Below are 19,246 nucleotides of genomic sequence, written 5' to 3'. Positions count from 1 at the left end.
GCCGCGATCCTCTCGCGGCGTTTTTGTGTGTGTTGCCTTAACCCAGGTTCTTGCCGAGCAGTGCGTGATACAGCTCACTGTCACCGAGAATCCCGACCACCTTGTTGTTGTCGTGCAGCACCAGTTTGTTGCCCGTCTGATATCGAATCTGCAGCGCTTCGCGCATGCCGATGTTCGAATCCACTACCGTTGGCCGACGACCCAACCCTTCAACCGCTTGACCCGGCACCCAGTTCTGCAGATCCAGGCTCGCGCCGTTCTGACGAGCGCCCTTGATGGTGTTGCCTTCCGCCAGGTCCAGCCACGAATCGCCGCCCGGATCCAGGCATACCGAACCGTTGATGCGTTTGCAGTTGTCGAGGGTGCGCATCAGGCTGCGACCGCACAGTACGTTCAGCGGGTTGGTGTGGGCCACGAAGGTCCGCACGTAATCGTCCGCAGGGTTCAACACGATCTCTTCCGGCACGCTGTACTGAACAATGCGGCCGTCTTTCATGATTGCGATACGGCTGCCGAGCTTCAGGGCTTCATCGAGGTCGTGGCTCACGAACACGATGGTTTTGTTCAGCTTGCTTTGCAGTTCCAGCAGTTCGTCTTGCAGGCCTTGGCGGATCAGCGGGTCGAGGGCCGAGAACGGTTCGTCCATCAGCAGAATGTCGGCGTCCATCGCCAGCGCGCGGGCCAGGCCCACACGTTGCTGCATACCACCGGAGAGCTCGTCCGGCTTCTTGTTGCGCCACTGGGTCAGGCCCACCAGCTCAAGCTTCTCGTCCACCAGTTTGCGGCGTTCCTTCTCCGGACGACCCTGCATTTCCAGACCAAAGCTGATGTTCTCGCGAACGGTCAGCCAAGGCATCAGGGCGAACTTCTGGAACACCATCGCAATGCGCTTGGTGCGCATCATTTTCAGTTCCGCCGGGGTGCAGGACGCGATGTCGATCTGCTTGCCTTCGTGCTCGACGAACAACTTGCCGCGGCTGACGGTGTTGAGACCGTTGATGCAGCGCAGCAAGCTGGACTTGCCGGAGCCGGACAGGCCCATCAGTACGCAGATTTCACCTTTTTCGACGTCCAGGCTGGCCTTTTCAACGCCAACAATCTGCCCGGTCTTTTTCAGGATCTGGTCGCGTGTCATGCCCTGGTCGAGGAGTTTCAAGGCCTCGCGCGGGTCTTTGGAGAAGATTACGTCGACGTCTTCGAAGCGAATAATGCTCATGCGTCACCCCCTACTTTGGCTTCGGGTTGTTTGCAGATACGGTCGAGCATGATCGCCAGCAGTACGATCGCCAGGCCGGCTTCGAAGCCCAGGGCGATATCAGCAGTGTTCAGTGCGTTGACCACGGGTTTGCCCAGGCCGTCGGCGCCCACCAGTGCCGCGATCACCACCATCGACAGCGACAGCATGATGCACTGGGTAATACCGGCCGCGATGCTTGGCATGGCGTGGGGCAGTTCAATCCGTGAAAGCAGTTGACGGCGCGAGCAGCCGAAGGCTTTGCCGGCGTCCATCAGTTCCTGCGGAACATCGCGAATGCCCAGGTAGGTCAGGCGGATAGGCGCGGCAATCGCGAACACTACCGTCGAAATCAAGCCCGGGACCACACCCAGACCGAAGAGGGTCAGGGTAGGAATGAGGTACACGAAGGTCGGTACGGTCTGCATCAGATCGAGCACCGGACGCATCAGTGTGTAGAACATCGGTTTGTGCGCGGCGACGATGCCCAACGGCACGCCGATGACCACGCAGACCAGGGTGGCGAACAACACCTGGGCAAGGGTTTCCATGGTTTCCTGCCAGTACCCCAGATTGAGGATCAGCAGGAAGGAGGCGATGACAAAAACGGTCAGTCCCCACTTTCGTTGAATGAAGTGTGCCAGTAGCGCGATGAGGCCGATCAATGCCAGCGGGTTGAACCAGGTCAGCGCAAAAGTCACGCCGTGGATCATCGTTTCCAGTGACACGGCGATTGCGTCGAAGGTGCTGGCGCCGTGTTGCGTCAACCATTCAACGAAGCCCGCGATGTACTGGCCTAAAGGTATTTTCTGATCAATCAGCATGGTAGTGAACGTCCGCATGCAAGGAAATAAACAGCCCGGGCGAGCGAACTCGCCCGGCGTAAGCGATTACTGCGCGAGCTTGGCTTTCACGGCCTCCAGGCCTGGTTTACCGTCAATGGTGGTCACGCCAGCGAGCCAGGTATCGAGGACCTGTGGATTCTTTTTCAGCCAGGCCTTGGCGGCCGCGTCAGGCTTCATTTTGTCGTCCAGGATGTTGCCCATCAGCGAGCTTTCCATGTCGACGGTGAATTCCAGGTTTTTCAGCAACTGGCCAACGTTGCTGCATTCCTGGGCATAACCCTTGCGAGTGTTGGTCGCCACGGTGGCGGCACCGAAGTCGGGGCCGAAGTAATCGTCACCACCAGTGAGATATTGGATCTTGAAGCGCTTGTTCATCGGGTGGGGCGCCCAGCCGAGGAACACCACGGCGGTATCGCGTTTCTGGGCGCGGTCGACTTGCGACAGCATGCCCGCTTCGCTGGACTCGACGATCTTGAATCCGGCGTCTTTCAAGCCGAAGGCGTTCTTGTCGATCATACTCTGAATCAGACGGTTGCCATCGTTACCCGGTTCGATGCCGTAGATCTTGCCGTCGAGTTCTTTCTTGAATTTCGGAATGTCGGCGAAGTCGTGAAGACCTTTGTCATACAGCGCTTGAGGTACGGCGAGGGTGTACTTGGCGCCTGTGAGGTTGGTGCGCACGACGTCCACGGTGCCGGCATCGCGATAAGCCTTGATGTCGTTTTCCATGGTCGGCATCCAGTTACCCAGGAATACGTCCATGTTCTTGCCGTCGGCCAGGGACTTGTAGGTCACCGGTACGGAAATCATCGTGGTTTTGGTCTTGTAGCCGAGGGCGTCGAGGACGACGCTGGTGGTGGCGGTCGTTGCGGTGATGTCGGTCCAGCCGACATCGGAGAAGTTTACGGTGCTGCATTGAGCCGGTTCTGCGGCGTGAGCCAGAAGCGGCAGACTCAGCATGGCGGCCAACAACAACGACGGGGAACCTTTCATGGATGGACTCCTTGGTGTTTTTTTTGGCAGTGTTCCGACTGGACCACCGCACTTATAGGTTGCGGTTGGATGGCGTTTTGGAGACAGCTCTACCACGGCGCCTTGCAATCGAGTCGATACGATCATGTACCAGTGAAAATCTGACGCCTACAGGGGGCGTCGTAACCAGTACAGGGATGGTCGCATCCAGTGTCGGTGACGTCGTTTACAGCTTTTTTCAGCCCTCTTTGCCCCTCTGATCCGCAAAAAAAACGGCGAAAACGCAGCGTCAAAGGCCCGCGGCGTTGGTGGGCATGAGTGCGTCGGTGTGAGACGTCGAACGACATGACAAAAGGCTGATGATGCGGCCATCTCGGCGGATTGCAGCTTGAGCGTAGCAGCTCCGTCACTGGGCGCTTTTGCGTCTGGAGTAGGCACATCCAGGAGTTCGGCAGTAATGGCTATCAGTGTTTTCGACCTGTTCAAAATCGGCATCGGCCCTTCCAGTTCGCACACCGTGGGGCCTATGCGGGCCGCCGCGTTGTTCGTGCAAGGTTTGCGTGAGCAGGGTCTTTTGGAACAAGTAAGGCGCGTCGAAGTTCAGCTTTATGGTTCGTTGTCGGCCACCGGCATCGGTCACGGCAGCGACAACGCAGTGATCATGGGCCTGATGGGCGAGTGGCCGGACGCGATCGATCCATCGCAAATCGGAATTCGCATCGAAACCCTGCGCGAAACCCACACGCTGTTGCTCGACGGTCGTTTGTCAGTCCCGTTCAACTGGGCCCGGGACATGCGCCTGATCGACGAGAACCTGCCGTTCCACCCCAACGCCATGACGCTGATCGTCTACGGTGATGACGGCGAGCTGCATCGCGACACCTACTATTCCATCGGCGGCGGTTTTGTCGTCGATGAAGCACAAGCCTCCAGCGGTGTGGTGGACCTGGACCGCACGGTGTTGCCGTACGATTTTTCCAGTGCCGCCGAGCTGCTCAGCCTCTGTAAGCATCACAACCTGCGCGTCGCCGAATTGATGATGGCCAACGAGAAGGTCTGGCGCAGCGAAGAGGAAATCCGCGCCGGCCTGATGAAGCTTTGGCGGGCCATGCAGGATTGCGTCGAACAAGGCCTCAAGCACGAAGGCATCCTGCCCGGCGGCCTGAATGTGCGCCGGCGCGCGGCCAAGTTGCACCGTAGCCTGCAAGAGTTGGGAAAACCCAATGTGATCGGCTCGACGCTGAGCGCCATGGAGTGGGTCAACCTGTTCGCCCTGGCGGTCAACGAAGAGAACGCCGCTGGCGGGCGCATGGTCACAGCACCGACCAATGGTGCGGCGGGGATCATTCCGGCGGTGCTGCACTACTTTATGAAGTTCAGCGAGGTGGTGACCGACGCCAACGTGGTCGACTATTTCCTCAGTGCGGCGGCGGTAGGGATTCTGTGCAAGAAGAACGCTTCGATTTCCGGTGCCGAAGTCGGCTGCCAGGGCGAGGTCGGTTCGGCCTGCGCCATGGCGGCGGCCGGGCTGGCGGAAATTCTGGGTGCCACACCGGAGCAGTTGTGTAACGCGGCGGAAATCGGCCTGGAACACAACCTCGGCCTGACCTGCGACCCGGTGGGCGGGCTGGTGCAAGTGCCGTGTATCGAGCGCAACGCGATTGCCGCGGTGAAGGCGATCAACGCGGCGCAGATGGCGCTGCGTGGCGACGGTCAGCACTTTATCTCGCTGGATCGGGTGATCCGCACGATGCGTGATACCGGCGCGGACATGCATGACAAATATAAAGAGACATCGCGCGGTGGGTTGGCGGTTAGCGCGGTTGAGTGCTGAGTCAGTAATACCGAGTTGCCTGCTTCGCGAGCAAGCCCGCTCCCACATTCGACCGCATTACCCTGAGAGAACTCGGTCAACTGTGTGCGAGCTTGCTCGCGAAGGCGCCAGACCAGTCAAAACTGCGCGCTAAGTGAACACCGGAATCAAAACGCGCCACGTTTTGGCGCGTCGCTTACAGATAAGCGACTTGCCCGAGATCCGGGATCCAAGTTGGCCATTACCGCCTGTCACCTGTGCTTGTGGTGACACTCTTCACCAGGTCGCTGTAGCCCTGTTCCCACAAGTGCTACCGATTTGCTCACGCCCTACGGGGCAGAGCGCCTCCCGCCGATAATGGCACTTATCACCCCCACTCCCCGCGCGTCACATCTAGACACATCGCGACGTCGTTTTCAGGAGTTATTGAACGGCCATTCAACTTTAGGCATGGCATTTGCTCTGTCATTACAAAGCCCGTCTCCCACGCGAGAACGATGGCAATAACAAGAGCCTCCGCCTGAGGCCATCACCCGCTTTGTGTGAGGAGATACCGCGATGACGACGTTCAACTCCGGGGCCCAACCCCAGAACCGTGCGCCTCAATCCATCGGCTTTTTGCTGCTGGACAATTTCACGCTTATTTCTCTGGCCTCCGCAGTAGAACCCCTGCGCATGGCCAACCAATTGTCCGGTCGCGAGCTGTATCGCTGGAGCACGCTTACCGTCGACGGCGGTCAGGTCTGGGCCAGTGACGGTCTGCAGATCACCCCCGACGCCTCCATGCACAAAGCGCCTCCCATGGACACCATCATTGTCTGTGGCGGTATCGGCATCCAGCGCACTGTTACCCGTGAACACGTTTCGTGGCTGCAAAGCCAGGCGCGTCAGTCCAAGCGTCTGGGCGCGGTCTGCACCGGTAGCTGGGCCTTGGCCTGCGCCGGTTTGCTGGACGGTTTCGATTGCAGCGTGCACTGGGAATGCCTGGCCGCTATGCAGGAAGCGTTTCCGCGTGTGGCCATGAGTACCCGTCTGTTCACCCTCGACCGTAACCGTTTCACCAGCTCCGGTGGCACCGCGCCGCTGGACATGATGCTGCACCTGATCAGCCGCGATCACGGTCGTGAACTGTCCGCTGCGATTTCGGAGATGTTTGTCTACGAACGCATCCGCAACGAGCAGGATCACCAGCGTGTGCCGCTCAAGCACATGCTCGGCACCAACCAGCCGAAGTTGCAGGAAATTGTGGCGCTGATGGAGGCCAACCTCGAAGAGCCGATCGACCTCGACGAGCTGGCAGTTTATGTCGCCGTGTCGCGTCGTCAGCTGGAGCGACTGTTCCAGAAATACCTGCACTGCTCGCCGTCGCGTTACTACCTGAAACTGCGCTTGATTCGCGCCCGGCAACTGCTCAAGCAAACGCCGATGTCGATCATCGAAGTGGCGTCGGTGTGTGGCTTCGTGTCTACGCCGCACTTCTCCAAGTGCTACCGCGAATACTTCGGCATTCCGCCGCGTGACGAACGCGTAGGTTCCAACACCACGCAACAAGTGGCGATGATGCCGCTGCCGCAAGCACTGGTGCTGTCGCCGTTGTCCGGGCCGTTGTCGGCGTTGAGTCAGGCGCGCAATGAGTCGACGTTCGCCAGCGTAAGGCTCTAGACCGAGGCGCTCCCTTCGCGAGCAAGCCCGCTCCCACATTCGACCGAGTCTCTCAGGGGGAATACGGTCAAATGTGGGAGCGGGCTTGCTCGCGAAAGCGGTTTATCAGGCGCTACGGCTCTGCTGATACTCCGCCAACGCGGGCAGCAATTGCCTGTCGATGGCCTGGCGCACGGCCGGCAGAATGGTCGCGCTGCTGGTGTACATCTGCTTGACCATGGTCCGCAGTTCCATTGCCCGTTCGTTGTTCAAGCCCCGTACCGCGCATTCGCAGGCCTGCTCAGCGGTTGCGCCAGGGGGCACTGCAAATCCCAACGCCTTGAGCTGGCCCAACAGGTCTTCCTGGTCTATCAAATCGGCGTGCATCATGACGCAATCCTTCTTCAGGGAACGGTGTCGTGGCTCGATTCTCGTAGGGGTACGGAGTGGCGGCAAGGACGATTTGTCGCAATGGCCGCAATACCTATGAACAGGTCGTTTTCGGCTAACTTGCACAGGAGGAGAGTGGGCACACTGGGATCAGCTGGCTTCACGAAGGTTTGGTCACCCTCGCGCAACGGCTCCTCAACAGTACCCACCTCTGCCCCGATCCTGTCACGGCTTGATCGGGGTTTTTTTTGCCTGTGAATCAGGAAGGAATGTAGTGTCTGGGTTGCTCGCGAAGAACGATTACGCGGTTTTAGCGTTGAAGCACGAGGATGCGCGACAACAATTCATCACGGTCGACATAGCAACCCTGAAAATGCCGGGCGCCGGTGGCGGGGTCGAAGGCGTTGCGGGCGTGGAGGGTGCGGCGGTTGTCGAAACACCACATTTCGCCGGGATTCAGCCGCGTCATCACGCGGAACCGCGTTTCCCGGGTCATCGCAATAAAGCGGCGGTAGGCGTGATAGAGAGCGGGCATCTGCTCGACCGACGCATCGAACGGACCGCGCAGAAAATTCGCCATGCGAATTTCCGAAACCTGCCCCAAGGCATCCAGCGCGATGATCGGCGCGAGACGGCGGTAGTCGCTGTGGCGGTCTTTATTACGGAACTCCACAGGGATTTCGCACAGGCTTTTAAACGCCTCGGGATCTTCATCGCGCAAGGCTTCGGCAATGGCAAAACCGTCAACGAAAATACTCTCGCCACCCTCGGCGTCATTCACCAGGCAATGCAGGAATTGCAGCCCCGGTTGCAGCTCCCGGGTCGGTAGGTCGCTGTGCAGCGGCAGGTTGAACGCGGTGTAGGCATTGCTGTCGGCATCGGCCTTGGATTGCACGTTGAACAGCACGCCAAAATTGCTCTCGCGGATGAAGGAAATCCGCTGGGCAATCAACTTCAACGAGCCCGGCTCGGTGGGCACACCGCGGACCTGGGTCAGGCCGGTATCGCGCACGGCCAGCAGCCATTGCAGCAGGGCATCGTTGTCGTTCATCAACGACTGGTATTCGAACACTGGCAGCTTCAGGTTGCTGTTCCAGAGCTGGCTTTTTGGCTTGGCAGCCCGGCGTTCGGCGCGGGACTCATCGTCGTAGGCGTGGGCCCGTAACCAGCCAGGATCGAAGCGGCTGAGATGGCCGTCCTGCCAGTCGACACGCAGGCAGCCTTCGGCATCAATGCTGACGTCCGAGGGCTTCAGGTTTTCCGCGATGTCGACGATTTCCAGCACTTGCTCGCGGGTCACGGTGTAGACGCACAGCGGGCACGGACAGTTGTCCCGCAGCCACTGATGATGAAACGGGCTGACACGGTCATCGGCCCACTTCACTTGAATTCGGTCCGCCAGGGTGTGTACGGCGGTCAACGCGCTGATCAACGGGTAGGTACGGAAGTCGGCAAAAGCGGCGGCGGTGTTCAATGGCGATCTCCTTGTTATTTTTTAGGGGGTAACGCGATCACTCGGCCAATGTAGTCGGGGGCGGGAAGGTCGGTTTGCTCGGCGACGATGGCTTGCAGCTTGCCCAAAGTGTCTTCGCTGAACGGCGCGGATCGCGGTCCGGCAAGGTCGACGTGCAGCAACATCTGCTCATTGCCCGCCAGTTCCTTGTCATCTCCGACCAGATGCAGGCTGTGATAGAGGTGCAGGCGTTTGCTGTCGTGGCCGATGATTTGGGTGTGCACTTCGACGTCGGCGTCGAGCTTTACTTCGTGCAGGTAATTGAGGTGCAGTTCGAGGGTGAACAGCGAGTTGCCGCTGGCTTCGCGGTTGTTGCTGTCGAGCCCTAAGCGATCCATCAGCGCGTCGGTGGCGTAGCTGAAGATGAGCAGGTAGAAGGCATCGCGCAGGTGGCCGTTGTAGTCGACCCAGTCGGGGATGATTTTGGTTTGGTAGGTGGTGAGGGTGGGCATGATGAGTGATCCAGGATGTGTGGTGACTGGGCTGCCGTCTTCGCGAGCAAGCCCGCTCCCACAGGGGATTTGCTGGGTGACATAGATTGTATTCACACCTCAAATCAACTGTGGGAGCGGCGGTGCGACGATTCGACTTGCTCGCGAAGGGGCCAGCCTTGCTGGCCCATAGCTGAGGGTTATTCGCTAAACGCCATCCCATGCTTCTCTTTGGTGGTCTTCACCGCCTCCAGCACCGCCAGCAAGCAATCATCACGATAGCGCTCCAGCGCTGAAATGCTGTGTGTGCCCAACTGATCACTGGTGCCATCCACTACATCATCGATCAACTTGTCCGTCAGCTCCGGCGCCGGCAGATACGTCCACGGCAACTGCAACGCCGGCCCGAATTGCGCCATGAAGTGCCGCATGCCCGCATCGCCACCCGCCAGGGTGTAGGTCAAGAACGTGCCCATGAATGACCAGCGCAGACCCGCACCAAAGCGGATCGCATCATCGATTTCACCGGTGGTCGCCACACCGTCGTTGACCAGGTGCAGCGCCTCACGCCACAGCGCTTCGAGCAAGCGGTCGGCGATAAAACCGGGTACTTCCTTGCGCACATGCAGCGGACGCATGCCCAGGGATTCATAGACTTTCATTGCCGCTTGAACGGCTTGCGGGGCGGTGTTTTTGCCGCCAACCACTTCCACCAGCGGCAGCAGATAAACCGGGTTGAACGGGTGCCCGACGACGCAGCGTTCCGGGTGCGTCGAACTCTCGTAGAACTCGCTCGGCAACAGGCCGGAAGTACTGGAACCGATCAAGGCATTGGGTTTGGCCGCTGCGCTGATTTTGGCGTGTAGTTCCAGTTTCAGGTCCAGACGCTCAGGGGCGCTTTCCTGAATGAAATCCGCGTCGCGAACGCATTCTTCAATGGTTGCGACAAAGCGCAGCCGATCCTGCGATGCACCCGGCGCAAGGCCCTGTTTCTCCAAAGCACCCCAGGCATTGGCGACGCGTTTGCGCAGCGCGGCTTCGGCACCGGGCGCCGGGTCCCAGGCCACCACGTCGAGGCCGTGGGCGAGGGCGCGAGACACCCAACCGCTGCCGATGACACCGCTGCCCAGGGCGGCGAAGGTTTTGATATCAGTGATAAAGCTCATGGCGACGTCCTAAAAAATTCGGTGATCCAATGTGGGAGCGGGCTTGCTCGCGAAAGCGGAGTGTCAGTCGACAGAAATGTCGGATGTAACGGCCTCTTCGCGAGCAAGCCCGCTCCCACAGTTGGAAAGAGTTGTTAGCAGTTAACCGCGCTTGGTCAGGCCCATTTTTGCCCGGCCTTCCGCCGGCGTCAGAACACGGGCGCCGAGACGGCTGAGGATTTCCGAGGCGCGTTCGACCAGTTGGCCGTTGGTTGCCAGTACGCCCTTGTCCAGCCAGATGTTGTCTTCCAGGCCGACCCGCACGTTGCCGCCAAGCAGCACCGCTTGCGCAGCCATCGGCATTTGCATGCGACCGATGCCGAAACCGGCCCAGACCGCATTGGCAGGCAGGTTGTCGACCATGGCCTTCATGGTGGTGGTGTCGGCCGGCGCGCCCCACGGGATGCCCAGGCAGAGTTGGAACAACGGGTCGTCGAGCAACCCTTCCTTGATCATCTGCTTGGCGAACCACAGGTGACCGGTATCGAAGATTTCCAGCTCGGCCTTCACGCCCAGCTCTTGAATGCGTTTGGCACCAGCGCGCAGCTGGGCTGGGGTGGACACGTAAATAGTGTCGCCGTCGCCGAAGTTCAGGGTGCCGCAATCGAGGGTGCAGATTTCCGGCAGCAGCTCTTCAACGTGGGCCAGACGGGTCAGCGGGCCGACCAGGTCGGTGTTCGGGCCGAACTCCATCGGGTTCTCGTCAGCGCCGATTTCCAGGTCGCCGCCCATACCGGCGGTGAGGTTGACGATGATGTCGACGTCCGCCTCGCGGATGCGCTCCATCACTTCGCGATACAGCGCTACATCACGGCTGAATTTGCCGGTTTCGGGGTTACGAACGTGGCAGTGGACCACGGTGGCGCCGGCCTTGGCGGCTTCCACGGCGGCCGCGGCGATTTGTTTCGGGGTGACCGGCACGTGTGGGCTCTTGCTGGTCGTGTCGCCAGCACCGGTGAGTGCGCAGGTGATGATGACGTCGTGGTTCATGAGGCGGGTTCCTTGCAGGCGTGATGATTCCGTTCGCAGCCCGGTCGGGCTGCGAGTCGGTGGTTCAATCGGGTTTATTTGGTGGTCAGTTGCAGGTTTTCAGCAGCGGGTTTGCCATCGAAGGTGGTCACGCCTTCGAGCCAGCGTTGCTTGTCTTGCGGGTGATCTTTCAGCCATTGCTTGGCCGACTCGAAAGCGTCCTTGTGATCCAGCAGCGGCTGCATCATCCGGCTCTCGTCTTCGGCGGTGTACTTCAGGTTGCTCAGCAAGCGACCGATGTTCGGGCATTGCTCGGCGTATTTCGGCGCGGTGACGGTCCAGACCGTGGCCATGCCTTCGTTCGGGCCCAGGGCGTCGTCGCTGCGGGTGAGGTACGTCATCTTCACGTTGACGTTCATCGGATGCGGCGCCCAGCCGAAGAACACCACGGCCTCGTTGCGGCGCACGGCGCGATCCACCGCCGCGAGCATGCCGGCCTCACTGGACTCGACCAACTGGAACTTGCCGAGGCCAAACTGGTTCTTGGCAATCATCGCCTTGATCTGGGTGTTGGCACCCGAACCCGGCTCGATGCCGTAAATCTTGCCGCCCAGTTCTTTCTCGAACTTGGCGATGTCAGCGAAGGTTTTCAGGCCCTTGTCGGCGAGGTAAGTCGGTACGGCGAGGGTGGCGCGGGCGTCTTTCAGGCTTGGCGCTTCAAGCACTTTGACCTGCTTGCCATCGACGAACGGGGTGATGGTCTGGGTCATCAGCGGGTTCCAGTAGCCCAGGAACAAGTCCAGGCGCTGGTCGCGGATCCCGGCGAAGATGATTTGCTGGGAAGCGCTGGTTTGTTTGGTGTTGTAGCCGAGGCCATCGAGCAGGACTTGGGTCATGGCGCTGGTGGCGATCACGTCGGTCCAGTTCACAACGCCCATGCGCACGTTCTGGCATGAAGCAGGTTCGGCCGCCATGACGCTGGCGCTCAGAAAAGCGGTACCGCTGAGTGCAAGAACACAGCTGCTGATCAGTCGTTTCATCTCAGGTTCCTCGGCAGTTCGTTATTGTGGGTCCGGTCGTCTGCATCCGGTCTTGCGGATAGCGCTCATATTTTGGCGAGTGGCTGTTGTCCTCAGGCAAGGCGCCGCGACGAGTCATAGCTCGCTATGAAGAGGAGCGGCAACGCAGCTTGAGGGGCAACAGACGCCGCAAAAATTGAGCAGCTATCCGTAAGACCGGATGCGCCGTGCGCCGGTGATGCCAAGTTACGCAGCTTAAGGCCCGCTAAAGCGCACTGCGGCGACCAGCTCTTGCACTGCAGCGACCTGCGCTCTTGAATGCCTCTTGCAAGTGGCGTATCAACGTCCACACGCTTCCCGCCCTCTCGTTACCTGCCAGTCGAGTGCGCTCCATGTCCCAGGATTTCTACTTCTTGTTGATGCCGGGTTTCTCGGCGATTGGATTTATCTCTGCCATCGAGCCGCTGCGGGTTGCCAATCGCTTTCGTGGCGAGCTCTACCGCTGGCATGTGCTCAGCGCGGACGGCGGGGCGGTGCTGGCCAGCAACGGCATGTCGGTCAACGCCGATGCGGCGCTGGAACCGCTGAAGAAAGGTGCGACGTTGTTGGTGGTAGCCGGTTTCGAGCCGCTGAAGTTCGCAACCCCGGCGCTGGAACACTGGCTGCGCCGCCTGGACAACGAAGGCGTGACCCTCGGCGCCATCGACACCGGCAGCTTCATCCTCGCCGAGGCCGGCCTGCTCGACGGCCACCGTTTGACCCTGCACTGGGAAGCCATCGACGCGTTCAAGGAGTCTTATCCACAGCTCAGCGTCACCCAGGAGCTGTTCGAGATCGACCGCCGGCGCATCACCTCTGCCGGCGGCACTGCGTCCATCGACCTGATGCTCGACCTCATCAGCCAGGCCCATGGCCCGGAACTGGCGATCCAGGTCAGCGAACAATTCGTGCTCGGCCGCATTCGCCCGCGCAAAGACCACCAGCGCATGGAAGTCGCCACGCGTTATGGCATCAGCAACAAGAAACTGGTTCATGTGATTGGGGAGATGGAGCAGCACAGCGAACCGCCGCTGAGCACGCTGGAATTGGCCGAATCGATCAAGGTGACGCGACGGCAGTTGGAGCGATTGTTTCGCCTGCACCTGAACGACACACCGAGCAATTTCTACCTGCGCTTGCGGCTGGAGAAGGCCCGGCAGCTGTTGCGGCAGACGGACATGAGCGTGTTGGAAGTGAGTATCGCGTGCGGGTTTGAATCGCCGTCGTATTTCACCCGGAGTTATCGGGCACGGTTTGAGCGGTGTCCAAGGGAAGACCGACGGCGGCTGGGGGATGGTCGGGAACTGGTTTGATCGCGCCAGAAGCCTGTACACAAGACAAAATGTGGGAGCGGGCTTGCTCGCGAATGCGGTCAGTCATTCAACATTGATGTCAACTGATCCACCGCATTCGCGGGCAAGCCCGCTCCCACATTTTGATCCGGTTTCGCTTTTACTTCTTCATCAGGGCGGAGCAGGCCGCTTTAAACGCTTCATGCTGATACTTGTTCAACGTCCCCGGCAGTTCAAAGTCGAACTTCTTGTTCTGCGCATTGATGGTCTGTGGCGACAGCAGCGTGACTTCGCAATTTTCCAGCAACTGGAAAACGCCCTCGATCTTGAACGTGGTCGGTCCACCGGCGAATTCACCTTTCTTGCTGCGCTTCTTGATCGCGATCCGGTCGATGGAGTTCTCGCGTACAAACGAGGCGACTTGAGCGGCGAAGACGTTGACGTTGGCGGCTTCGTCGTCATCGTCGAGGGCGATTTTCTTGGTGGCCAGGGCGACGTGGCTCAGCGCCTGACCGTCGAGAGAGGCCACGGCAATGATGGCTTCGCTGCCTTTGATTTCGATGCCGCAGATTTTCATGCTTTGCCCAGGGGAAGAGTGAGGGAATGGAGATGGTCGCGCACCTTGATGCAAGGGTCAAAGCCATCGTGCTCTTGTTTGTCTTACTTGAACTGCTCTAAACGACGCTTAATACCGTCCGTCCGTCCGATAGCGCGTCGTACCTGTTATTTATGACAGTAGACGCCGAGGGTTTTTCATAGCCTAATAATTTCGTAGCATTTAAAGGCTATTTCGATTCGCAGTAATAAAGTGTCTGCCCAGTGCAACATCATCATTACTTATGTGTGGAGCATAAATAAATGACAACTCAATTAAATGAAAAATTAGTCCTGGCAACGTTCTACGATCTGACAACATTTGATAATTTTGACTGGGGAGGCTGGTCCTCATTCAACCCCGATGACTCTTCGGCTATCGTGCTTCAAGACGGGCGGTTCTATCTGGATCACCCAGACCAGGGACAGATTCTGCAAATAAAGAAAACATTCGAAAGTTTTGAGCAGCACACAGAATATGAAGTCAGTTTTTCATTTGTACGGACTCCCCCAGGGACGGGGAATGTCCCTGTAGCGCTGATCAAGCTGGAAGGTCAACTCACAGGATGGGAGTTTCTACCGAGCACCGAAGGCTGGGTTAATTACACTACTAAATTTGAGGTGGATGACACGCCACGGTCTAAGTTGGAACTTTGGTTTGACGGTGTTACAAAGGTCGATGATATTCGCATTAGGAAGCTGTAGTGGCCTTTGAGTAAATATCACTCCTGAAATTCAGATCGAAGGACTGGAAACAGAATGTATTCCAGCTGTTTTCCAGTCCCATAATCTACGTCGATAATCTGAGGGGCACAATCGATCACTCCTGCCCAATCGACTCCAAAAACTCCGACCGCTCGTCACTCATCCGCGCCACGCAATCATTCTGCGCAATGGTGAACGCCTTACTACCGGTCGTCGCCGGAAAGGCCTCAACCGCACAATCCGCATCCCGGGTCTTCAGCCATTGCTGCTGAGCGGCCTTGAGTTTGGCGGTGATGTCGGCCAGTTGCGCCGGGTTCTTGCCGTAGGCCGTCTGCATGCGCTCGGTCAGGCCTTGATAGTTGTCTTTTAGGAGCTGTTCGGCGGTGGTTCTGCTGTAGACCGAGCATTCCAGGGTCTGGACCTCGTTTTCGACTTTGTCGCAGGGGTTGTCGTCGGACTCTTCGGCCGCGTGTACGCCGGTCGCTATCAGTGCTAACGCCAGGAAGATCGATTTCATTGCGTCGCCGCCCCTTATCAGTAAAGCATCCAGTAGTGGCGCGAATTCTGGCCCATGCGCAGGCCCTTGAACAGGTGCCCCATGACGTCCGGCGACGACCCTTTGTCGCAGATTGACGCTTTCGGCAAACCCCCTGTCGTTTTTGCACCCGGCTGCCCCCTCCCTCAGGCATATGCTGGCCCCAAAGCGCCGGCACACGATTCGGCGTATGAATCGCTAATAGGGGACAGCCTGATGAGCCCAGCCGAATTGCACGCCGACAGCATCGTTATCGACGGTCTGATTATTGCCAAGTGGAACCGTGAGCTGTTCGAAGACATGCGCAAGGGCGGTCTGACCGCGGCCAACTGCACCGTGTCGGTGTGGGAGGGCTTTCAGGCCACTGTGAACAATATCGCCGCCAGCCAGAAGCTGATCCGCGAAAACAGCGACCTGGTGATTCCAGTGCGCACCACCGCCGATATCCGCAAAGCCAAAGAACAGGGCAAGACCGGCATCCTGTTCGGCTTCCAGAATGCCCACGCCTTTGAAGATCAGATCGGCTACGTCGAGGTGTTCAAGCAGCTGGGCGTCGGTATCGTGCAGATGTGCTACAACACCCAAAACCTGGTCGGTACCGGTTGCTACGAGCGTGATGGCGGCCTGTCGGGTTTCGGTCGTGAAATCGTCGCCGAGATGAACCGCGTCGGCGTCATGTGCGACCTGTCTCACGTGGGTTCGAAAACCTCCGAAGAAGTCATCCTCGAATCCAAGAAACCGGTCTGCTACTCCCATTGCCTGCCGTCGGGTCTGAAAATCCACCCGCGCAACAAATCCGATGAAGAACTGAAGTTCATCGCCGATCACGGCGGTTTCGTCGGCGTGACCATGTTTGCGCCATTCCTGGCCAAGGGTATCGATTCGACCATCGACGATTACGCCGAAGCCATCGAATACACCATGAACATCGTCGGCGAAGACGCCATTGGCATCGGCACCGACTTCACCCAGGGCCATGGCCAGGACTTCTTCGAATACCTGACCCATGACAAGGGCTACGCCCGCCGCCTGACCAGCTTCGGCAAGATCATCAACCCGCTGGGCATCCGCACCGTCGGCGAGTTCCCGAACCTGACCGAAACCCTGCTCAAGCGCGGCCATTCCGAGCGTGTGGTCCGCAAGATCATGGGCGAGAACTGGGTCAACGTCTTGAAGGACGTCTGGGGCGAGTAACCCCTTTTTCAAACGAACGCTGTAGCAGCTGCCGAGGCACGAGGCTGCGTTGCGGTCCGCAGGACCGCCCTCGGGGGCCGCTTCGCCGCCCAACGCAGCCTCGCAGGCTCGACAGCTGCTACGGCACGACAACACAACGAATTTTTCTGGAGTTAAGTTTCCATGGCCAAGATCGCCCCGCAATTGCCAATCGAAGTCGACAGCGAAACCGGTGTCTGGACCTCCGACGCCCTGCCAATGCTGTACGTGCCGCGTCATTTCTTCGTCAACAACCACATGGGCATCGAGGAAGTACTGGGCGCCGACGCCTACGCCGAAATCCTCTACAAGGCCGGCTACAAATCCGCCTGGCACTGGTGTGAAAAAGAAGCTGAATGCCACGGCCTGGAAGGCGTTGCGGTGTTCGAGCACTACATGAAGCGCCTGTCGCAGCGCGGTTGGGGCCTGTTCAAGATCCAGGACATCGACCTCGACAAAGGCACTGCCAGCGTCAAGCTCGAACACTCGGCGTTCGTCTACGTGTACGGCAAGGTCGGCCGCAAAGTCGACTACATGTTCACGGGCTGGTTTGCCGGTGCCATGGACCAGATTCTGCAAGCCCGCGGCAGCAAGATCCGCACCGTTGCCGAACAGGTTTACGGTGGCTCCGAAGAAGGCCACGACGACGGCCTGTTCACCGTCAAGCCGTTGTAAGTCGAGGAACCCGCCATGGCTTTCGAAGCAATGTTCCAGCCGATCCAGATCGGCAAACTGACCATCCGCAACCGCGTGCTCAGCACCGCGCACGCCGAGGTCTATGCCACCGACGGCGGCATGACCACCGACCGGTACGTCAAGTATTACGAAGAGAAAGCCAAGGGCGGGGTCGGCCTGGCGATTTGCGGCGGTTCCTCCAGTGTGGCCATCGACAGCCCGCAAGGCTGGTGGAAGTCGGTCAACCTGGCCGACGACCGGATCATTCCGCACTTCCAGAATCTGGCCGATGCCATGCACAAGCATGGCGCCAAGATCATGATCCAGATTACCCACATGGGTCGTCGTTCCCGTTGGGATGGCGAGCATTGGCCAACCCTGCTGTCGCCGTCGGGCATCCGTGAGCCGGTGCACCGCGCGACCTGCAAAACCATCGAGCCGGAAGAAATCTGGCGGGTGATCGGCAACTACGCCACCGCGGCTGGCCGCGCCAAGGCCGGTGGTCTGGACGGCGTCGAACTGTCGGCCGTGCACCAGCACATGATCGACCAGTTCTGGAGCCCTCGCGTCAACAAACGTACCGACGAATGGGGCGGCAGCTTCGAGAACCGTATGCGTTTCGGCCTGGAAGTCCTTAAAGCGGTGCGCAAGGAAGTCGGCCCGGATTTCTGCGTCGGCATCCGTCTGTGCGGTGACGAATTCCACCCGGACGGCTTGTCCCACGAGGACATGAAGCAGATCGCCAAGTACTACGACGACACCGGCATGATCGACTTCATCGGCGTGGTGGGTTCGGGTTGCGACACCCACAACACCCTGGCCAACGTTATTCCGAACATGAGTTATCCACCGGAGCCATTCCTGCATTTGGCCGCCGGTATCAAGGAAGTGGTGAAGGCCCCGGTGCTGCACGCTCAGAACATCAAGGACCCGAACCAGGCGACCCGTATTCTGGAAGGCGGTTACGTCGACATGGTCGGCATGACCCGCGCCCACATCGCCGACCCGCACCTGATCGCCAAGATCAAAATGGGTCAGGTCGACCAGATCAAACAATGCGTCGGCGCCAACTACTGCATCGACCGTCAATACCAGGGCCTGGACGTCTTGTGCATCCAGAACGCTGCGACCTCCCGTGAATACATGGGCGTGCCGCACATCATCGAGAAATCGACCGGTGTGAAGCGCAAGGTTGTGGTGGTCGGTGCCGGTCCTGCCGGGATGGAAGCCGCTCGCGTCTCCGCCGAACGTGGCCACGACGTGACCCTGTTCGAGAAGAAAGAATTCATCGGCGGGCAGATCACCACCGCCTCGAAAGCCCCGCAACGGGATCAGATCGCCGGTATCACCCGCTGGTTCCAGCTTGAGCTAGCGAGGTTGAAAGTCGACCTGCGCCTGGGCGTGGCGGCGGATGCGGCGACCATTCTCGACCTGCGTCCGGACGTGGTGGTACTCGCCGTCGGCGGCCATCCATTCCTGGAGCAGAACGAGCACTGGGGCGCGGCTGAAGGTCTGGTGGTCAGCAGCTGGGACATCCTCGACGGCAAGGTTGCACCGGGCAAGAACGTGTTGGTCTACGACACCATTTGCGAGTTCACCGGGATGTCGACGGCCGACTTCCTCGCCGACAAGGGCAGCCAGGTCGAGATCGTCACCGACGACATCAAACCGGGCGTGGCGATTGGCGGCACCTCGTTCCCGACTTACTACCGCAGCATGTACCCCAAAGAAGTGATCATGACCGGGGACATGATGCTGGAGAAGGTCTACCGCGAAGGCGACAAGCTGGTGGCGGTGCTGGAAAACGAATACACCGGCGCCAAAGAGGAGCGGGTGGTGGACCAGGTCGTCGTCGAAAACGGCGTGCGTCCGGACGAAGAAATCTATTACGCGCTGAAGGAAGCGTCGCGCAACAAAGGCCAGATGGACATCGAGGCCCTGTTCGCGATCAAGCCGCAACCTTCGCTGAGCCAGGCGGGCGACGGCTACTTGCTGTTCCGCATCGGCGACTGCGTGGCGCAGCGCAACACCCACGCCGCGATCTACGACGCGTTGCGGTTGTGCAAGGATTTCTAAGAGCTTGTGGATAACCCTGTGGGAGCGGGCTTGCTCGCGAAGACGGACTGACATTAAACATTGATGTCGACTGACCCGCCGCTTTC

18 protein-coding genes are annotated in these 19,246 nt (G+C 59.3%); 7 read left to right on the top strand and 11 right to left on the bottom strand.

What is annotated here, in order from left to right:
* Positions 1 to 37: 37 nt before the first annotated feature.
* The 3 genes from choV to E3W21_RS14520 form a co-directional block, all read right to left on the bottom strand.
* Positions 38 to 1,216, bottom strand: coding sequence for a choline ABC transporter ATP-binding protein (gene choV / locus E3W21_RS14530; protein WP_129440470.1), 1,179 nt, complete (start codon positions 1,214 to 1,216; stop codon positions 38 to 40).
* Positions 1,213 to 2,058, bottom strand: coding sequence for a choline ABC transporter permease subunit (gene choW, locus E3W21_RS14525; RefSeq protein WP_129440472.1), 846 nt, complete (start codon positions 2,056 to 2,058; stop codon positions 1,213 to 1,215). The genes choV and choW overlap by 4 nt, the downstream gene beginning before the upstream one ends.
* Positions 2,059 to 2,124: 66 nt before the next feature.
* The gene (locus tag E3W21_RS14520) at positions 2,125 to 3,072 is read right to left on the bottom strand and encodes a choline ABC transporter substrate-binding protein (protein WP_129440474.1); all 948 of its coding nucleotides are present in this window, start codon (positions 3,070 to 3,072) and stop codon (positions 2,125 to 2,127) included.
* A 436-nt stretch (positions 3,073 to 3,508) separates the two neighbouring features.
* Between E3W21_RS14520 and E3W21_RS14515 the strand changes: the two genes are divergently transcribed.
* Both E3W21_RS14515 and E3W21_RS14510 read left to right on the top strand, forming a co-directional pair.
* On the top strand, positions 3,509 to 4,885 hold the full coding sequence (locus E3W21_RS14515) for an L-serine ammonia-lyase (RefSeq protein WP_134420580.1): 1,377 nt from the start codon (positions 3,509 to 3,511) through the stop codon (positions 4,883 to 4,885).
* A 537-nt stretch (positions 4,886 to 5,422) separates the two neighbouring features.
* Positions 5,423 to 6,526 (top strand): GlxA family transcriptional regulator, encoded by a 1,104-nt coding sequence (locus E3W21_RS14510; RefSeq protein WP_129440478.1) that lies wholly within the window; start codon positions 5,423 to 5,425, stop codon positions 6,524 to 6,526.
* A 105-nt stretch (positions 6,527 to 6,631) separates the two neighbouring features.
* Here the strand turns inward: E3W21_RS14510 and E3W21_RS14505 are convergent, their stop codons facing one another.
* The 6 genes from E3W21_RS14505 to choX all read right to left on the bottom strand — a co-directional run bounded on the left by E3W21_RS14505 (position 6,632) and on the right by choX (position 12,053).
* On the bottom strand, positions 6,632 to 6,895 hold the full coding sequence (locus E3W21_RS14505; RefSeq protein ID WP_129440480.1) for a hypothetical protein: 264 nt from the start codon (positions 6,893 to 6,895) through the stop codon (positions 6,632 to 6,634).
* Between the two features lie 310 nt (positions 6,896 to 7,205).
* Entirely contained in the window at positions 7,206 to 8,369 is a 1,164-nt protein-coding gene (locus E3W21_RS14495; RefSeq protein ID WP_134420578.1) for a gamma-butyrobetaine dioxygenase, read from the bottom strand.
* 14 nt (positions 8,370 to 8,383) lie between these two features.
* Entirely contained in the window at positions 8,384 to 8,860 is a 477-nt protein-coding gene (locus E3W21_RS14490) for a thioesterase family protein (protein WP_134420576.1), read from the bottom strand.
* A 179-nt stretch (positions 8,861 to 9,039) separates the two neighbouring features.
* Positions 9,040 to 10,005 (bottom strand): L-carnitine dehydrogenase, encoded by a 966-nt coding sequence (locus E3W21_RS14485; RefSeq protein ID WP_134420574.1) that lies wholly within the window; start codon positions 10,003 to 10,005, stop codon positions 9,040 to 9,042.
* Positions 10,006 to 10,146: 141 nt separating this feature from the next.
* A complete protein-coding gene (locus E3W21_RS14480) occupies positions 10,147 to 11,034 on the bottom strand; it encodes a 3-keto-5-aminohexanoate cleavage protein (protein WP_134420572.1) in 888 nt (295 codons plus the stop codon).
* A 74-nt stretch (positions 11,035 to 11,108) separates the two neighbouring features.
* Positions 11,109 to 12,053, bottom strand: a complete 945-nt coding sequence (gene choX, locus E3W21_RS14475; protein WP_134420570.1) for a choline ABC transporter substrate-binding protein — start codon at positions 12,051 to 12,053, stop codon at positions 11,109 to 11,111.
* 371 nt (positions 12,054 to 12,424) lie between these two features.
* Here choX and E3W21_RS14470 point away from each other — a divergent pair, with 371 nt between their 5' ends.
* A complete protein-coding gene (locus E3W21_RS14470; protein WP_134420568.1) occupies positions 12,425 to 13,384 on the top strand; it encodes a GlxA family transcriptional regulator in 960 nt (319 codons plus the stop codon).
* Positions 13,385 to 13,523: 139 nt separating this feature from the next.
* Here E3W21_RS14470 and E3W21_RS14465 read toward each other — a convergent pair whose 3' ends face one another.
* Positions 13,524 to 13,940, bottom strand: coding sequence for a DUF3010 family protein (locus tag E3W21_RS14465; protein ID WP_134420566.1), 417 nt, complete (start codon positions 13,938 to 13,940; stop codon positions 13,524 to 13,526).
* Positions 13,941 to 14,221: 281 nt separating this feature from the next.
* Here E3W21_RS14465 and E3W21_RS14460 point away from each other — a divergent pair, with 281 nt between their 5' ends.
* Positions 14,222 to 14,662, top strand: coding sequence for a hypothetical protein (locus tag E3W21_RS14460; protein WP_134420564.1), 441 nt, complete (start codon positions 14,222 to 14,224; stop codon positions 14,660 to 14,662).
* Positions 14,663 to 14,777: 115 nt separating this feature from the next.
* Here the strand turns inward: E3W21_RS14460 and E3W21_RS14455 are convergent, their stop codons facing one another.
* The gene (locus E3W21_RS14455) at positions 14,778 to 15,179 is read right to left on the bottom strand and encodes a lysozyme inhibitor LprI family protein (protein ID WP_134420562.1); all 402 of its coding nucleotides are present in this window, start codon (positions 15,177 to 15,179) and stop codon (positions 14,778 to 14,780) included.
* A 234-nt stretch (positions 15,180 to 15,413) separates the two neighbouring features.
* Here E3W21_RS14455 and E3W21_RS14450 point away from each other — a divergent pair, with 234 nt between their 5' ends.
* The 3 genes from E3W21_RS14450 (at position 15,414) to dgcA (ending at position 19,160) form a co-directional block, all read left to right on the top strand.
* Entirely contained in the window at positions 15,414 to 16,391 is a 978-nt protein-coding gene (locus E3W21_RS14450; protein ID WP_008033250.1) for a dipeptidase, read from the top strand.
* A gap of 162 nt (positions 16,392 to 16,553) precedes the next feature.
* Positions 16,554 to 17,084: a DUF5943 domain-containing protein gene (locus E3W21_RS14445; protein ID WP_008033249.1), complete on the top strand. Its 531-nt coding sequence runs from the start codon at positions 16,554 to 16,556 to the stop codon at positions 17,082 to 17,084.
* Positions 17,085 to 17,099: 15 nt separating this feature from the next.
* Positions 17,100 to 19,160 (top strand): dimethylglycine demethylation protein DgcA, encoded by a 2,061-nt coding sequence (dgcA, locus tag E3W21_RS14440; protein WP_134420560.1) that lies wholly within the window; start codon positions 17,100 to 17,102, stop codon positions 19,158 to 19,160.
* Positions 19,161 to 19,246: the final 86 nt, after the last annotated feature.

Source organism: Pseudomonas sp. F01002 (assembly GCF_004402115.1).
Classification (GTDB): Bacteria; Pseudomonadota; Gammaproteobacteria; order Pseudomonadales; family Pseudomonadaceae; genus Aquipseudomonas; species Aquipseudomonas frigoris.
This window is presented reverse-complemented; position numbering and strand designations above follow the sequence as displayed.

Coding starts and splice junctions, on each gene's coding strand:
- choV (WP_129440470.1), bottom strand. CDS start 1,216: ATGAGCATTATTCGCTTCGAAGACGTCGACGTAATCTTCTCCAAAGAC.
- choW (WP_129440472.1), bottom strand. CDS start 2,058: ATGCTGATTGATCAGAAAATACCTTTAGGCCAGTACATCGCGGGCTTC.
- E3W21_RS14520 (WP_129440474.1), bottom strand. CDS start 3,072: ATGAAAGGTTCCCCGTCGTTGTTGTTGGCCGCCATGCTGAGTCTGCCG.
- E3W21_RS14515 (WP_134420580.1), top strand. CDS start 3,509: ATGGCTATCAGTGTTTTCGACCTGTTCAAAATCGGCATCGGCCCTTCC.
- E3W21_RS14510 (WP_129440478.1), top strand. CDS start 5,423: ATGACGACGTTCAACTCCGGGGCCCAACCCCAGAACCGTGCGCCTCAA.
- E3W21_RS14505 (WP_129440480.1), bottom strand. CDS start 6,895: ATGATGCACGCCGATTTGATAGACCAGGAAGACCTGTTGGGCCAGCTC.
- E3W21_RS14490 (WP_134420576.1), bottom strand. CDS start 8,860: ATGCCCACCCTCACCACCTACCAAACCAAAATCATCCCCGACTGGGTC.
- E3W21_RS14485 (WP_134420574.1), bottom strand. CDS start 10,005: ATGAGCTTTATCACTGATATCAAAACCTTCGCCGCCCTGGGCAGCGGT.
- E3W21_RS14480 (WP_134420572.1), bottom strand. CDS start 11,034: ATGAACCACGACGTCATCATCACCTGCGCACTCACCGGTGCTGGCGAC.
- choX (WP_134420570.1), bottom strand. CDS start 12,053: ATGAAACGACTGATCAGCAGCTGTGTTCTTGCACTCAGCGGTACCGCT.
- E3W21_RS14470 (WP_134420568.1), top strand. CDS start 12,425: ATGTCCCAGGATTTCTACTTCTTGTTGATGCCGGGTTTCTCGGCGATT.
- E3W21_RS14465 (WP_134420566.1), bottom strand. CDS start 13,940: ATGAAAATCTGCGGCATCGAAATCAAAGGCAGCGAAGCCATCATTGCC.
- E3W21_RS14460 (WP_134420564.1), top strand. CDS start 14,222: ATGACAACTCAATTAAATGAAAAATTAGTCCTGGCAACGTTCTACGAT.
- E3W21_RS14455 (WP_134420562.1), bottom strand. CDS start 15,179: ATGAAATCGATCTTCCTGGCGTTAGCACTGATAGCGACCGGCGTACAC.
- E3W21_RS14450 (WP_008033250.1), top strand. CDS start 15,414: ATGAGCCCAGCCGAATTGCACGCCGACAGCATCGTTATCGACGGTCTG.
- E3W21_RS14445 (WP_008033249.1), top strand. CDS start 16,554: ATGGCCAAGATCGCCCCGCAATTGCCAATCGAAGTCGACAGCGAAACC.
- dgcA (WP_134420560.1), top strand. CDS start 17,100: ATGGCTTTCGAAGCAATGTTCCAGCCGATCCAGATCGGCAAACTGACC.